The 17352-nt window shown below is 40.3% G+C and carries 11 protein-coding genes; 3 read left to right on the top strand and 8 right to left on the bottom strand.

The window, feature by feature from the left end; all coding sequences use genetic code 11:
* Positions 1–96 precede the first annotated feature (96 nt).
* The gene (gene dnaQ, locus G2999_RS07980) at positions 97–819 is read right to left on the bottom strand and encodes a DNA polymerase III subunit epsilon (protein ID WP_010180494.1); all 723 of its coding nucleotides are present in this window, start codon (positions 817–819) and stop codon (positions 97–99) included.
* A 70-nt stretch (positions 820–889) separates the two neighbouring features.
* Between dnaQ and rnhA the strand changes: the two genes are divergently transcribed.
* Complete coding sequence (gene rnhA / locus G2999_RS07975) at positions 890–1363, top strand: ribonuclease HI (RefSeq protein ID WP_010180492.1); 474 nt, start codon at positions 890–892, stop codon at positions 1361–1363.
* 111 nt (positions 1364–1474) lie between these two features.
* Positions 1475–2662, top strand: coding sequence for a class I SAM-dependent rRNA methyltransferase (locus G2999_RS07970; RefSeq protein WP_029257461.1), 1188 nt, complete (start codon positions 1475–1477; stop codon positions 2660–2662).
* A gap of 57 nt (positions 2663–2719) precedes the next feature.
* Here G2999_RS07970 and G2999_RS07965 read toward each other — a convergent pair.
* The 4 genes from G2999_RS07965 to G2999_RS07945 all read right to left on the bottom strand — a co-directional run bounded on the left by G2999_RS07965 (position 2720) and on the right by G2999_RS07945 (position 9356).
* A protein-coding gene (locus G2999_RS07965; protein ID WP_076611658.1) for an IS3-like element ISApr1 family transposase occupies positions 2720–3885 on the bottom strand; the annotation gives its coding sequence in 2 pieces (ribosomal slippage) (positions 2720–3639 and positions 3639–3885; 1167 coding nt in all).
* 124 nt (positions 3886–4009) lie between these two features.
* Positions 4010–4300, bottom strand: a complete 291-nt coding sequence (locus G2999_RS07955) for a PilZ domain-containing protein (RefSeq protein WP_010180488.1) — start codon at positions 4298–4300, stop codon at positions 4010–4012.
* Between the two features lie 68 nt (positions 4301–4368).
* Positions 4369–8301, bottom strand: a complete 3933-nt coding sequence (gene hrpA / locus G2999_RS07950; RefSeq protein ID WP_010180486.1) for an ATP-dependent RNA helicase HrpA — start codon at positions 8299–8301, stop codon at positions 4369–4371.
* Between the two features lie 11 nt (positions 8302–8312).
* Entirely contained in the window at positions 8313–9356 is a 1044-nt protein-coding gene (locus G2999_RS07945) for an isoaspartyl peptidase/L-asparaginase (protein WP_010180484.1), read from the bottom strand.
* A gap of 166 nt (positions 9357–9522) precedes the next feature.
* Here G2999_RS07945 and sbcB point away from each other — a divergent pair, with 166 nt between their 5' ends.
* Positions 9523–10989, top strand: coding sequence for an exodeoxyribonuclease I (gene sbcB, locus G2999_RS12190; protein WP_010180482.1), 1467 nt, complete (start codon positions 9523–9525; stop codon positions 10987–10989).
* Here sbcB and G2999_RS12685 read toward each other — a convergent pair.
* The 3 genes from G2999_RS12685 to G2999_RS07925 all read right to left on the bottom strand — a co-directional run bounded on the left by G2999_RS12685 (position 10986) and on the right by G2999_RS07925 (position 17332).
* The gene (locus G2999_RS12685) at positions 10986–12647 is read right to left on the bottom strand and encodes an EAL domain-containing protein (protein ID WP_010180481.1); all 1662 of its coding nucleotides are present in this window, start codon (positions 12645–12647) and stop codon (positions 10986–10988) included. The two genes, sbcB and G2999_RS12685, sit on opposite strands and share 4 nt — an antisense overlap.
* Before the next feature lie 187 nt (positions 12648–12834).
* Positions 12835–15330, bottom strand: coding sequence for a TIM-barrel domain-containing protein (locus tag G2999_RS07930; protein ID WP_010180479.1), 2496 nt, complete (start codon positions 15328–15330; stop codon positions 12835–12837).
* Positions 15323–17332 (bottom strand): alpha-amylase family glycosyl hydrolase, encoded by a 2010-nt coding sequence (locus G2999_RS07925; protein WP_010180477.1) that lies wholly within the window; start codon positions 17330–17332, stop codon positions 15323–15325. The genes G2999_RS07930 and G2999_RS07925 overlap by 8 nt, the downstream gene beginning before the upstream one ends.
* Positions 17333–17352 lie beyond the last annotated feature (20 nt).

Below are 17352 nucleotides of genomic sequence, written 5' to 3'. Positions count from 1 at the left end.
ATGTACATATTGAGGGCGTTTCAACTCTAAAAAATCCATTAAATTCAGGAATAATTTCTCTATTAAACTGACTAAAAATATTTTAATTAAATATCATTATGGCTGTCGATAAAGACAATTACCTGATGCTTGCTCCACAATATCCAAGCGTGATTCATGCTCCGTTAACTCATCCGCAGTTGCATGGATAATTTTTAATGCACTTGTGCGGGGTGCAAGCTTCTCTACATTATCAAAGCCAGATGATGATTTGGTACCGGTTTCTAATGATAGCGTTTCTTGGCCACCGGTCATTAACAAATACACATCTGCTAATATTTCAGCATCCAATAACGCTCCATGCAGGTCACGGTGAGAATTATCAATGCCATATTCACGGCACAAAGCATCAAGATTATTACGCTGACCAGGACGCATTTTCTTAGCCAATACTAGCGTATCTAATACGGTACAAAACTTTTCAGTTCGAGTGAGCGCAGTGGCTGGATTCAAAGCAAATTCTAAATCCATAAAGCCCACATCAAATGGTGCGTTATGAATCACTAGTTCGGCGCCATCAATAAAATCAATAAACCCTTGAGCTATTTCTTTAAAAAGTGGCTTGTCTTCTAGAAATTCATTAGTAATTCCATGCACCGCGATAGCTTCAGGATCGATGTCTTGTTGAGGATTAATGTATACATGGTAATGATTGCCGGTTAATTTTCGATCAACTAGTTCTACACATCCTATTTCAATGATTCTGTGACCATGCGTGAAATGTTCACCAGACTCACGACTCATCCCTGTGGTTTCGGTATCTAAAACAATTTGACGCATAGCAAGACTCTCAATTTATGATATTGTGTGAATAGTATATCAATCTCAAAACAAAAGGCATTATTCAAACGTGCAAGAAGTACAAATTTTTACTGATGGAAGTTGTTTAGGCAATCCTGGACCTGGTGGTTATGGCGCAATCATGGTGTATGGTAAACATCGAAAAGAAATTGCTGAAGGCTATTTTGCCACAACGAATAATCGCATGGAATTACTTGCGCCTATCAAGGCCTTGTCGTTACTCAAAAAACCGTGCCGAGTCATCCTAACAACTGATAGCCAATACGTGAAAAATGGCATTAATCAATGGATCCATAATTGGCGTAAAAATGGTTGGAAAACCAGTAATAAACAACCGGTCAAAAATGCCGACTTGTGGATGGCTTTAGATGAGGCAGTAAAAGGACATCACATTGATTGGCGCTGGGTAAAAGGTCACTCTGGCCACCCTGAGAACGAACGTTGTGATGAACTTGCACGACATGCAGCAGAAGCCGCAGCAAAAGGAAGCGGACAAGACGATAATGGATATCAACCGGCGTAACCGAAACATTTGAACCACTGTTTATTGTCAACCCTAATCTACTATTACTGCTATTGATCTAATGAAATAGTCGGTATAATTCAACCATTAAAATTAACTACTTAAGCACTTATTATGTCAAAAGTTTATCTACACCCTACCCGAGAAAAATCGCTTTTACGCAAGCACCCTTGGGTATTTAGTAAAGCGGTAGAGCGAACGGAAGGTAGGTGCCGTCGCGGTGATACTGTTGATGTATACAGCGCTGACAATCAATGGTTAGGACGAGGTGCATTTTCACCTGACTCACAAATTAGAGTTCGCATTTGGACATTTGATGAGAAGCAATCCATTGATAATGCATTTTTTACTCAGCGTATTCAAACAGCGATGACTGCGCGTCAGCACGTTATCAATCAAGCGAATACGAATGCTTATCGTGTCATTGCTGCTGAATCAGATGGCTTACCTGGGGTAACCATCGATAAATATGATGATGTATTAGTCTTGCAACTACTGAGTGCGGGGGCTGAAAAACATCGAGATAAAATTTTATGGTCGCTAAATAAATGTTTTCCTGAACATAGAATTTACGATAGAAGTGATGTTGACGTACGTAAAAAAGAAGGTCTAGAACCGATTAAAGGACCCGTTCAGGGTGAAGTGCTAGCACCTATTACCATTAGGGAAAATGATGTGTCTATTATTGTGGACATTGAAAACGGACATAAAACAGGATTCTATTTAGACCAGCGTGATAATCGATATATCTCGGCCCAGTACATGGAAGGTGCGGATGTTTTAAACTGCTTTTGTTACACCGGGACATTCGCAACGTATGCCCTAAAATATGGCGCCAAACATGTAACTAACGTCGATGTTTCGCAACCCGCATTAGACATTGCTAAAGCGCATATTGAACTTAATCATTTACCCATGGCGCAAGCTACTTTTATCAAACAGGACGTATTTGAGCTATTAAGAGAGTATGCCCAGAGCGATAAAATGTTCGACCATATCGTGCTTGACCCACCTAAATTTGTCGATTCAAAATCAAGTTTAAATCGGGCAGCTAGAGGGTATAAAGATATTAACTTATACGCGATGAAATCCATCCGTTCAGGCGGCTATTTAAGTACATTTAGTTGCTCAGGATTAATGAGCAGTGATTTGTTTCAGAAAATTGTCAGTGATGCCGCTTTGGATGCAGGTCGTGAAGTAAGAATTATTAAGCGTTACTCACAAGCCAGTGACCACCCTGTAGCCACAAACTTCCCTGAAGGTTATTACTTAAAAGGATTGTTATGCCAAGTATTTTAAACTACTCGAATTAATTGGCATCACAATGACGTGGTCAACATATTTCGGACAACCCAGTTAAGCAACTTTTTGTAGTTTTACCATTTCCTGCTCATACTGATTTGGGCTTTGATACCCCAGATATGAATGCAGTCTATAGCTGTTATAGAACATCGTGATGTAATTCAAGATATCCTGTTGTGCTTCGTATCGAGTTTGGTAGTTTCGCCAATGAACCCGTTCGTTTTTCAAGCTGCCGAAGAAACTTTCAGCAACGGCATTATCCCAACAATCGCCTTTTCTGCTCATGCTGCCAACTAGGCCATGAGCGTTAAGTAATTTACGATACTCGTGACTGGCATATTGCGAGCCACGGTCGGTATGCACAATTAATCCTTTCTCTGGTTTTCGCTGCCATATTGCCATTCTCAGCGCGTCAATTACCAGCTTTGCTTTCATCCTTGAGCTCATGCTCCAACCAACGATTTTACGCGAGTACAAATCAATCACGATGGCTAAGTACAACCAACCTTCTCGCGTCCATATGTAAGTAATATCAGAAACATACGCTTTGTTAGGCGCATCCACAGTAAACTCACGATTGAGCACATTATCAAACAACGGCTTGTTATGGTTACTGTCTGTTGTCACCTTATATTTCTTGCGATAACGAACCCACACCTTGGCTTCAAGCATTAGCTTCTTCGCCTTTTGGCGACTCACTGGATAGCCTAAACAATTCAGGGCATGCTTCATTCTGCGGCTGCCATACGTGTTATCACTAGCGACAGCTATCTTTTTCACCCACTCGATCATATCAGCATGAGTAGGGTCTATTTCTTGTTCTATCTTCGCCCAACGGTAAAAGCCGCTGCGCTTCACCCCTAACAATTGACACATTCTGTCAACGGGATAGGTCTTCTTATTTTGGGCAATGAAGCGGTACTTTACTTCATTTCTTTGGCAAAAAAGACCGTTGCTTCCTTTAAAATGTTTTTGTCCATTTCAAGCTGGCGAACCTTTGCTCTCAGTTGCCTAATTTCTTCTTGCTCTGGCGTCAGCTTGCCATTACCACGAAACGCCTGACCATCATTATCTTGTTCGTGTTCTTTCATCCAACGGGTAATCAGATTTGGATTAATCTCCAAGCTTCTTGCCGCTTCAGCTCGACTGAACTTCTGATCAACCACTAGGCTGATAGCGTCTAACTTAAATTCTTTTGAATATTTTTTTCTAGCATTCATAATGCACTCCAGTTTTGAGAATTATCTCTTATCTAGAGTGTCCGAATCAAATCTACCACCTCACAATATACACAAATGGGCTTGTTAAAAGCCCTTTATTTACCAATAAGTGATATATCGAGCATTAATTCAGTTGAAGAAATTTCACTCCGATTAGATAATTTTCATCATCCATACTACTCATACGAACGACCTCTGCATCGGCTAAAATTGAAGGGATTTTGGGATCTTGAGATTTTGTTTCAATCAACAAAACAGCTCCTTCGATTAGTGCTGAAGAACTCGTCTGAAATGACATACCTGTCGCGCTGATATCTTTGCATATACCATAAATGATCTCAGTCTCTAATGTAATTTTACAAGGTGAGTTTAAGCACAAACGGTAATATTTTCGGTTTTCATCAAAAGCAAGCATCATCATTTTCCTTAATTAATATTATGCTAAATTTTCATTGATATATTCAGGTGTAATTATTCAATCACTTATTCAGAATTGAGAGCCTGCTCGATTCTTTTTACAGAAATAGGATATGCTGTCCCTAATTGCTGTGCAAAAAATGACACTCGTAATTCTTCAATCATCCATTTTACTTCTATTAAGTTATCGGTCATTACCTCGCCATGCTGAATACTTTGGCATTTTTTTTCATATTGAGCCGTCACTTTATCAATTTGTACCTGATGCATGCGATCTTTAGTGGCATCGACTTTTAGTTTCTCTACTCGGCGCTCTAACCCCAACAAATACCGATGCCAGTCATCTAAGCGTGCTGAGCTCACTGTAAATACAAATTGCTTAAACACCAAACTATCTAAATGGGCTTTAATATGACCCACTGCTTCTAGCATATTAAGGGGTATACTACCTTTGGTAGATTTTTGAATACGATTGGCGCATGTTAAACCTTTTTCCACTTTTGCAGCAATCTCTAGTACCACGGCATTAATATGCTCTCGTACATAATCGCACACCGCCATAAACTCCGTTTGCTCACGAATCGACGTCGCAGATTCTGCTTGAAACTGTGTCACCAGCTGGGCAATACCAGCTAAAATACAATCATCAATAAGCTCTTTCACATTCCCAAATGGGTTAAAATACAAACCTAGCTTAGCTTTATTCGGTAATTTTTCTTGAACGTATTTTAACGGAGATGGAATCGATAATTGGATCAATTTATATAAACCTAACTGATGCGCTATTTCCGCTTCGTGAGGTAAATCAAACAACTCAATTGCCACATGTCCGCGTTTAGCAACCAATGCAGGATAACCTTTAATGGCAAAGCCCGCTGTCTCGTGAGTAAAGGACTCGGGCAGAGAGTCAAAATCCCATTGCGTAATGTTATCGCGTTCCAATTCAGGGCTGGCCACTTGTTCTAGCGTATCTTTAATTCGGTCTTGTAAATTAGCTTGTAAAACAGGTAAATCACGACCGTGTGCAATCACAGATTGGTTATCATCTACTACCACAAAACGCATCATTAAATGTTTGGGTAAATTGTTGATGCTTGCTTGTTCTGCCCAATCTTCTGGCGTGATTTTTACCCCTGTCATGGCAAATAAACGCGCCGTAAGGGCATCGATAAGCGACACTGGTGCACCCTGTTTGTCCACCGGCGATAACTCACCCAAGCAGGCATCAGCATAATCAGGCACGGGGACAAAATTACGGCGTAAGCGTTTAGGTAATGACTTAATCAGTGCCACAATCAGTTCATGACGAAATCCGGGGACTAGCCAATCAAATCCGATGTTTTTAAGCTGGTTCAACACCCCAATAGGGATCAGTAAACTGACGCCGTCATCTTCTTGATTCGGTTCAAACACATACGAAAGCGGTAAACTTATATTACCTTGTTTCCAAATATCTGGATAAGCATTAGGTGAAACTGCATCAGGATCTTTGCGGAACACTAGCTCTGGATCAAAGCGTAAATCAATATCTTTATGTTGTTTAAACCATTTCCTAAAAGCCGCTTCGCTGACCACATGCTCCGGTAATTTTTCTGCATAAAAATCACCTAAGACCTCTTCATCGACCAGCCAGTCACGACGGCGTGATTTTGCCTCTAATTCATGACCTTGGGTAAGTAATGCCTGATTGTCTTGTAGGAACGCATAATTGAGTTTAGTTAACCCGTTCACTAACCCTTCAGAGATAAATAACCCTTTAGCCACCACAGGATCGCGCTGAGAAATATTCACGGTACGACGTGGTATGATCGGCAAACCAAACAAAGTCACCTTTTCATATGCTTGTGCCGCTCCTTGTTTTTTGGACCAAAATGGCTCGCTCAAACTGGATTTAGACAGATGCGTGCATAATGGTTCAATCCAATGCGGTTCAATCTTAGCGACCACTCGAGCGAATAATTGCGAGGTTTCCACTAATTCAGCAGCCATCATCCATTTAGGCGCTTGCTTGGCCATCGGTGAGCCAGGGAATATCATCAGCTTACTGTTCCGTGCGCCTAGATACTCGCGCCCTTTGTCTTTCAGGCCTAAATGCGATAATAGCCCAGTGGCTAGACTAATATGAATATCATCATAATCAGGGGTTTGCTGATTCATATCGAGTTTCAATTCTTTGAGCGACTGTTTCACTTGAGAAATAATATCTTGCCACTCACGCATCCGCAGGTAATGAATGAAATTGCTTTTACACCATTTGCGTAATTGATTTTGAGTCAAATTTGCTTGCTGTTCACAAAAACCAGCATACAAATTGAGGATACTAATAAAATCAGACTGCTTATCAGCAAATTGTTGATGACACTCATCAGCAGCTTGTTGTTTCTCTCTGGGACGCTCTTTGGGATCTTGGATAGATAAACCCGCAGTAATGATCACGACCTCTTGTAACGCGCGATGCGCACTTGCTGCGATGACCATCCGGGCATAACGTGGATCAATTGGTAAACGCGCTATTTGCTTACCTAAAGGTGTCAAAGTAGGATGTTTTTTGTGCAGACTTATTGCTTGCAGTTCTTGTAATAAGCGATAGCCATCATTAATGAAACGTGGATCGGGTGGCTGTACAAACGGAAATGCGTTTATATCCCCTAGGCCCAGGGCTAACATTTTCAAAATAACTGAGGCTAAGTTGGTTCTTAAAATCTCTGGATCAGTAAACTCACTGCGTCCTAAATAATCATCTTCACTATATAAACGAATACAAATACCATTCGCTACCCGACCACAGCGACCAGCCCGTTGATTCGCCGATGCTTGTGAAATCGCTTCAATCGGTAAACGTTGTACTTTAGATCGATACGAATAACGTGAAATACGGGCATAACCCGGGTCAATGACATACCTAATTCCAGGTACTGTTAACGATGTTTCGGCCACATTGGTAGCTAATACAATTCGCTGACCACGGTGTGAAGCAAAAATTTTATTTTGTTCAGCCGCAGATAACCGAGCATACAAAGGTACAATCTCAATATTCGACCAAGGCTGTTTTTTGAGTAACTGCTCCGTCTCTCTGATCTCTCGCTCACCACTTAAGAAAATTAAAATGTCACCGGGTTTTTCTTTTCGTAGTTCAGAAACCGCATTGATAATACCCTGCCCTAAATCAAGCTCTTCTTCCTCATCCACTAAACTACGATACCGCATTTCTACCGGATAAGTTCGACCACTGACACTGATAATTGGCGCATCAAAAAAGTGTTTCGCAAAGCGCTCCGGATCAATAGTTGCAGAGGTAATAATCAGTTTTAAATCAGGGCGTTTAGGTAATAACTGTTTGAGGTACCCTAAAAGAAAATCAATATTTAGACTGCGTTCATGGGCTTCATCAATGATAATAGTATCGTACTGTTGCAAAAATCGGTCATGTTGAATTTCTGCTAACAGGATCCCATCGGTCATGAGCTTTACATGGGTATCTTGGTTACCGTGGTCGCTAAAACGAATTTTAAAGCCAACTGATTGACCGATTTCTGTATCTAATTCTTCAGCGATACGAGATGCAACACTTCTAGCGGCGAGTCGACGCGGCTGGGTATGCGCTATCGTGCCGCGCACACCACGACCTAACTCTAAACACATCTTAGGAATTTGCGTAGTCTTGCCCGAACCGGTTTCACCGGCAATGATGACGACCTGATGCTGCTGAATGGCCTGTTTAATATCGTCTTGACGTTCACTGACCGGTAAGTCCGGATAGATGATCTTAGGCAACGCCTGTTGTCGAGTCTTTACACGTGCTTGGGAACGTTCTATATCACCTAATAATTTAGACAATGCGTTGGTGAGTTTTTCACCTTCTAACAACTTACAATCAGCATATCGACGTTTAAATCGAAACACATCTTTGCGCATACATGCACTTAACTGAGCATCAAAATCCGCAGGTACAGCGATGTCTGATGCACGTAAGACAACAGGTTCAGCAGGTTTAGTCATTTGATAATAAATTATTTGTAAATCTTGATGCTGATTTTACCATGAATATCGATACTACCGCGATACATCCCTTCAGTATTAAATGGCATTGCGATATTGCCTGAGCTATCCATCGCAATTACACCACCAGAGCCTTGTGCTTCGACGAGGACACCATTAACCACTTCATCAGCTGCTTGAGTTAAGGTCTTTCCCTGATACGCCATCCGCGCACAAATATCAGCAGCTACCTGATACCGAATGAAATATTCACCATGTCCAGTGGATGAAACTGCACAGCTGTCATTATCTGCAAATGTACCTGAGCCAATTACCGGTGAGTCGCCGATACGACCATAACGTTTCGCCGTCATTCCTCCAGTAGAGGTACCTGCGACTAAGTTACCGTATTGATCTAATACCACTGCCCCTACGGTCCCAAACTTGTAGTCTTGGAACTTAACCAAATTAGTTTGTCGGTCAGCGATAGCCTGTTTTGCTTTTTGTAACGCCTTTAAACGACGTTCCGTATTAAATGTTTGGTTATCGACTTGGGCAAGTCCTTGTTCCTTGGCAAAGGTCTCTGCACCTTCTCCACTGAGCATCACATGCACCGACTGATTCATGACCGCCTGGGCCGCTTTGATTGGACTGGCGATTGTTTTTACACCTGCGACAGCACCAGCATTACGTTGTGCGCCATGCATGATTGATGCATCTAATTCATGCTCGCCGGCATAGGTATAAACGGCTCCTTTGCCCGCATTAAACAAGGGCGAATCTTCCATAATCTGAATCGCTGCAATAACCGCTTCTTGACCATCTTGCCCTTGTTGTAGCAAGGCATATCCAGCTTGCAACGCTTCTGCAAGTTTAGCCCGATACTCAGCCGCTTTTTGTTCAGATAAATTTGCTTTGGTGATAGTGCCAGCACCGCCATGAATAGCGATGGCAATAGGTTGTTGCTGTGTATGTGCTTGTACATTGAATGCTTGAGCAGAACCACTCAATAGTGCCCCGCACATTATCAAAGACAATTTAAAAGCGTGTTTGCATTGATTATTTAATATTTTCATTCGATATTCTCGTTTTACTAAACAGGGCATATTGTTCAAATCAAGTATGCAAAGGAAAAGTGAGAGTAGCAAGTTGAAATATTAATGTAATTACTTATTCTATCCAAACTGAAAAGAACATGTTACTTTCTGTGCTGTTCACTGCAGTGCTACAAGAGGTAAGGATATGTCTCAACCACCAGCAAGTTTTCTATTTCATGATTATGAAACTTGGGGAATTTCACCACAACACGATTACCCATGCCAATTTGCGGCTATTCGAACCGATGAAAATCTGCAGCAATGTGATGAGCCTATTAATATTACCGCTAAAATACATCTCGATTACCTTCCTCATCCACAAGCAGTCTTAGTCACCGGGATTACCCCTCAGATGACATTGGCTGAAGGCGAATATGAATATACATTTATGCAAAAAATTCATCAGGCCATGATACAACCAAACACCTGTGTGGTCGGTTATAACTCAATTAAATTTGATGATGAAGTATCTCGTTTCAGTTTTTTTCGTAATTTTATGGATCCCTACCAACGCGAATATCTACACGGAAATTCACGCTGGGATTTAATTAACCTCGTCCGAGCATGCTATGCATTACGGCCCGAAGGAATAAAATGGCCATTAGGTGATAATGGATTAGTGAGCTTTAAATTAGAGCGCCTGACACAAGAAAATGGCATATCTCATACCAATGCGCACGATGCACTGAGTGATGTCCACGCGACTATTGCTATCGCTCAACTCATCCAACAACAGCAACCCAAACTATTTGCCTATGCTTATCAACTTAGAAGTAAACAAGCCGTCATCCGTATATTAGAGCAGCACCATGGACAGCCTCTCATTTTCATTAATCCGTATCGTTCAGCCAAATTTGGATGTGTCAGTATTATAATGCCTATGTGTCCTCATCCTGTGAATAAAAACGCCACAGTGTGTATTGATTTAACCAAAGACATTTTCCCTCTCATTAATGAAGATTTAGATACACTTCAACGTATTCAATTTTTACCTAAAGCACAGCGCAATGAGGAAACACCTGATATAGCGACCATTGTTATCAAGCATAATCAATGTCCTTTTTTAGCACCAATAAAAACGCTCTCTCAGTCACGCTCCGAAGCACTGAATATCGATTTAAATAAGGTTGACCAACAAGTAGAACATTTAAAACACATTTGTCAGGACCAAGAATCCTATGCCAATCTAATAATGACGTTGACTCAATTAAATAGTCAAACTTATGATGCAGAGAAACCTGCTACTGATGTTGAAGCATCATTATATACAGGTGGGTTTATGAATGATGCTGAAAAACAATTTTGCCAGCAAGTCCACATGGCTTCACCAAATGAATTAGTGAACTTAAAAAACAACACACCATCACCAAGAATAGATGAACTTTTTCAGCGTTTTATAGCTAGAAACTTCCTAGATACCCTTAGTACTGATTTACAATCTCAATGGTATGTTGATTGTCAACGGAGGCTGACTAACAATACCCAAAAGCTGACACTCATGCGCTATTTTGAAATTATAGAAGAACTTAAATCAACTGAAAATTTAAGCTCGACACAATTATATTTATTAGAAGAATTAACCAAGTATGGAAAAGAGCACCCTTGCTTTTAGTCACGCTCAAGCAAGAATGGTTGCTCAATGAATAATCGCTCGATTTCATTAATCGACACAGGTTCACTATAGTAGAAGCCTTGTACATAATCGCATAACGTCAAGCTGACTTTTTCTAACGCGGCTTTCGTTTCAATACCTTCGGCTACCACTTTAATGTTCAAGTTATGACAAGTTTTTACTAAATTCTCTATCAACACCTGCGTATCATAGTTACTTGCAATATCATCTAACAAAATCCGATCTAGCTTTAACACATCAATTGGCAACTTGGTCAAATAAGCAAATGATGAATACCCTACACCAAAGTCATCAATAGCAATATTCACCCCTATTTTTTTCAGTTCATTTAACGTCACAGAGGTCGTGTTTAAATTTTGCATTAAACTCGTTTCTGTCACTTCTACTTCTAATTTTTTAGGATCAATTTGATATTTTTTTAATCCCGCTGCTATTGTTTGTACAATATTAAAGTTCATTAATTGACTAGCGGAAATGTTGATTGACAACGATTGTACCTGGTCTGAAAGTGCAATTAAACGTGATAACTCTTTAAGTCCGTTATCAATAACCCATTCGCTTATTTCAATAATTTGACCATCTGATTCAGCAATATCGATAAACTCTCCGGGTGATAACCAACCTAGTGATTTATGCTCCCAACGCAGCAGTACTTCAGCTGATTCTATTAACCCTGAAGCTAGCGTCACTTTAGGTTGATAAACTAAATAAAATTGATTTTTTCTCAAAGCATGAATGACATCTGATTTAATTATCAATTCACGTTGCTTACTTAACAAATATTCTTGGTCAAGGGGGGCAAAACCAATAGATTCATTAATTAGTACAGTGGCCTCTTTAAGGGTGTCAAGAATGAATTGTGACGATTCGAGTAACGCGTCTGACGCAATAAAACTAACACTGACATCCACTTTATTTTCTATGAGTGTTTGCCAATTAGTTTGAGCAATATCCGCAACTAATCGAGAAAAGGCAATCTTTTCATCACTGCCAACTGTCAATAACACCAACGTATTTTCAGACAACATATGTATCGAAAAATCATTATGCCAATGGCTATCTAGATAATCGTAAAGTAACTGAGTTAATGGCTGAATAAGGATATGTTGACGTTTAAGATCAAGCGCATTTGATAATTCAAAATAACCAATGCTAAAAGGCGTATTTTGACTAAGTAAACCTTCTAAAATACTATTAAGCTGGTTTATGTTATTAAATAAATGTGATTGTTCTAGTGATGATGCTAATTGAAGTTTTTCTCGGTAATGTTTAAAAGCATTTTCAACTTCTGATAAGAGCAACTTATTTTCCCAGGGCTTAGTCAGAAATTTAAACGCATTACCGGAATTCATTACCGACAAGACAGAGTCGAAGTCAGCATAACCACTTAAAATTAAACTAACGGTATAAGGGTGGGACACTTTAACTTTAGCTAAAAATTCTGCACCGTCCATATTGGGCATTCTAAAGTCAGATAAAATAACCTGGATATCTTCTTTGTCTAATACGGCTAAACCTTGTTCACCAGACTCTGCAGTAAACACATCATAACCAGCATGCTTAAAGAGTCTTCTCATTGACTTTAAAATATTAATTTCATCATCAACCACCAAAATACTGCGTGACGAGTGACTCATGTAGAGTGCCCTTATTAGATTTAAAAAGTGAATATAATGACAATACTTTAATGGAAAATTAGCTTTGCATCGCTTGAATTCTTAAACAACGGCTTAAGCAAGTATCGTTCTTTATATGTTTACTGACTTTATATCGGAAACTTTCACCAAAACCTTTAATGTTTGTAAACAAATATTATATGTTTACCTACCAACTCATTACTATTCCAAGCCCTTCTGTTAAATTAACCGGTATAGATAACTGTTTTGTCGCTTGATTGTACTCTAATAAGATACCTAATTCGTCAATGGTTTTACCGTTGATCTTAATACTTGAAGGTAATTGTGACACGTTATGAATAATATAGTTAACTTCACGAGAGCGAGGAGCGCCTTGATAAGACCCTTGTACCTGAGTATCGATCGCTAAGACCCTTTGTTTTGACAGCGTATCATCTGTAGCAACACTGCTAAAATGTATACTTTGATATTGTCCTGTCGTGACTGAATCAGGTGCTTCACCATCATCTTCAAGGAGTCGATAATGACTTGTCGATACACTTGGATCATAATAAAAATGGATATCTAAGTTAGCACTCGAGTATGACTTTAAATGTCCAAATGGGGCTACCATGGGAATAAAGCTGCCTGCATTGACTAATAAGGGTAGTTTTTCAATGGGCGCATCCACACTGACTACCCTGTCCCCTTCTATTTTGGCACCAGAAAAGAAATCGAACCACACACCCGCTGGTACATCAATATTCACTTGAGTTACCCCTGCGTCAACCACGGGATGCACCAGAAAACTATCTCCCCACAGATAACTATCTTTTTGTGTGAATTGTTGCTCATCCAAATAACTCACTGGACGCATTAAAGGTAGCCCCGTTAACGTATTTTCAATGGCTAATGTATAATTATATGGGGTCAAGGCATAACGTAACTTAATATACTCACGCGCGAGATCTTTAACATCTTGAGTATGAAATACGGACTCTGGTGGGATATTTTCTTGGGCGTGTGGTCTGAATACCGGGGAGAATGCGCCAAATTGCGTCCAACGTTTATATAACTCCGCATCAAACGTGTCGCCGCCAGCAAATCCACCAACATCAGAATGGATATACGCTAACCCCATCACTGACATTTGTAATGCTAGTTCAACTTGCGGCTGTAACCCACCCCAAGATCGAGATACATCTCCCGTCCATGGAATAAGACCATAACGTTGAGAGCCCAAAAATCCAGATCGCATCATGACAAAGGGGCGCATATTAGGATTTAAAACTTGCTGATGTTCATACACCATTTTGGCCCACTGATGGCCATATGCATTATGAATTTCATCACCCGTGACAGTCATACCGTTAAACTCATGTAAGCTATCGCTAGGATGCACTTCCGGCTCACCGAGATCGCCCCACCATCCGGTGACACCTTGTTCAAAGAGTGTGGTATAAAATTGATTGAACCAAGCTTGGGCATCCTTATTAAAGACATCAACAAGACCGGTATTACCAAAATAAAAATCAAAACGACGCGGGCCCCCATCCAAATCTTTGGCTAAAGATTCGGCTTCTACCGCACTATCCCATTGTTTAGATGAAGACAAAATAAAAGGTTCAGTAATTACAATGGTATTGACACCTTTCGCCATAAAATCGCTGATCATTTGTTCCGGCTGAGGAAACGCATTACGATCCCATGCTAAATTCCCCATATGACCTTTAATATCTTTGCCAAACCAATATAAATCCAACACGACAGCATCGAGAGGAATATCCTCTGTCTTAAATAAATTGACTGTATCAATCGTTTCTTGCTGCGTTCGATAACCAAAGCGTGAGGCAAAATTACCTAATGCCCAGCGCGGTGGTAAAGGTTGTTTTCCGGTCACTGTGGTCAATTCTTGGGTCACATCAGCAATATCATTCCCTAATATCACAATGTAGCTGGTGCGACCTGCCGTAGCCTCAAATTGTAAAACATCATCACGAGTATGACCGATGTCCAAAAATCCATTGGCTGAGTTATCAAATAAAATGGCATAATCTTGATCCGATATCACAGCAGGGATCGAATAATACATTTGATTAGATTCTGTGGTGTAGCCATAGTGAGCTCGGTTATAAAGTGGCATACGATGACCGCGACGATCCATACCTAAAATTCGCTGTCCTCCCCCCAATAGTTGCTCGCCATCATCTAACTTAAAGCGAAAACCGCGTAGTGTATTAGTCAAGAAAAACCCTACTTCCTCTTCTACTACTGGCACAGTTTCACCTTCATCATTTAATTGCCCAAATGACAAGCTACCCGTTTTTAAATTAACGATTACAGCACTCGTTTTTGTTACAAATTGGACCGTGTCAGCAGATATAGATGAGCGATTAAGATTAGTAGAAACGGCAGAAGATACACCAGGCTTCGCTAAGGCAAAAGAAGGTAATTGACGGATCCCTGTTGGTTGATAAAACACCTCAAAACTATCATCCGTTAATGCTTTGATTGTCACACTCACATCATTACTATTTGTGGCGTGAAAATCTGAATTAGATAACATGTAAGTTAGCAAACCGGTTTGATGTTCAATGTTACTGATGACATCTGGTGTTTTTGCATGAACAATAGTCGATATAGGTAAGCCAATTGTAATCAACCAGGCAGTAATTAGCATTTGCTTCATTATCCATTTATTCATGATTAACACTCCACGTCAATTCAAATACCACTGATGCTAATGGGGCGAGATTAACATCGAAATAAGCACCGCTTTTCGTTACGCGTAACTCACCGAGTCCTTTATTAATAAGATCATGCAGAGGGTAACTTGATTGTGACAACGCCCATTGATTCACCAGTGTATCAGGTAAAGATAAGGTTGATATGAGTGAATTTTCACTATCAAAATTATTCACTACTAACAGAGCACGATGTTTTATTTTACCTGTTACATGATCTTGATGATGCGCATGACGAACAAAAGAAAACTGCAATCGACCGTAATCCTTTGCGGTTAAATTACTCTCATGTAATGACATATATTCGCCCAACATCGCAGGATGATTAGCAGAAATATTCATGACAATTTTATAATATTCGCGCAGTGCTTTTTCTTCAGCAGATAAGCTTCCCCCATCAAACTTACCCTCGTTCATCCAACGTTGATGAGCTGGCACTCCCGCATAATCAAAAATAGTCGTACGTGAAGGATCACCAAACCCGGTCTCTTCACTACCATCCTCGCCCACATCTTGGCCAAAATATAACATCGTTGGCGACTTAGAAATCAATGCCGAAATGACAAGTGCTGGTTTACCTTTATGCATATCACCGGCAAACTCAGGACTCGCAATTCGCTGCTCATCGTGGTTTTCTAAGAAATGTAACATGTGAGCATCAACATCGCTTACATTGTTTTGAACGCTTGCTAATGAAGCTGTGTCACCATGACCTTGCATGACTGCTTTAAGCGAATCATAGAAGTCCACTTTATCGTAAAGATAATCCATCTTGCCGATGTGTAAGTATTCTCTGAATAAACTTGGGTTATAGACTTCAGCAAGTAAAAACGTATCGGGATATTTCACTTTGATAGATGAGTTTAAGAACGACCAAAACTCACTAGGAACCATTTCAGCCATATCATAGCGAAATCCATCCACGCCCTTTTCTAACCAATAATGAACAATATCGTGGAATTGATACCATGAATTAGGTAATTTTTTGTCTTGCCAAAAAGCATGATGCTCTGCAACACCTTTTTTATCATAGCCTTTAGGTAATGTTGGAAAATCGTACGTACCGTCAGGTTTGACTCCGTAATTTACCTTTACCGTTTCATACCAGTCATTGATATCTGGTTGTGGAGCACGAGCGCCATTGCCAGTCCATTTGGCGGGGATTTCGGTAAACTTTGCATCTAATAACGGGGCACTTTCGCCTCCTAGTGGTTGATACCCTCCTTTTGGTTCGGGCACCACAAATGCTTGGCCAGGCACATAGTAAAAATTATTATCACGCGCATATTCAACACTCGTATCATCATTTTCACCTAAATTTGCAATACCTTCAGGCCGTGAAAGTGATTCATATTGCCGCGCCACATGATTTGGAACAATATCAATAATGACTTTCATACCATTGGCATGCGTTCGTGCTATTAAGGCTTCAAATTCAACCAGACGATTCGCCGGATCAACTGCTAAATCCGGGTTGACGTTATAATAATCTTTAATCGCGTAAGGCGAGCCAGCACGTCCTTTAATGACATCAGGATCATCAAGAGTGATACCAAAATCAGTATAATCATTGACGAGAGCATGATGTGGGACACCAGTATACCAGATATGTGACACACCTAATTCGGCAATGCCTTGTAACGCCACATCGGTAAAATCATTAAATTTACCCACGCCATTTTGTTCAATGGTGCCCCATGGAATGTTGGTATCATTAGTGTTACCAAATAATCGAGTAAATACTTGATATACCACCGGCTTACCGCCTCCTTTGCCATGATGCATAGTCCATCCTTCAACATTTGAGCCTGGCATCGTCATGTGATTTTCAGTCATGTTGGCAGGCTTAGTCAGTGGTTGTGTGGTATCAGTCGTTATCGATGATGTCGCAGGTGAACATCCTGCAACAACACAGGTAGTCAATAATAGCGTTTTGATGGGGTGTGATAGTGATTGAAGCATTTTCGAGTCCCTGAGTATAT

This window comes from Glaciecola sp. HTCC2999 (genome assembly GCF_000155775.1).
GTDB lineage: Bacteria > Pseudomonadota > Gammaproteobacteria > Enterobacterales > Alteromonadaceae > Opacimonas.
This window is presented reverse-complemented; position numbering and strand designations above follow the sequence as displayed.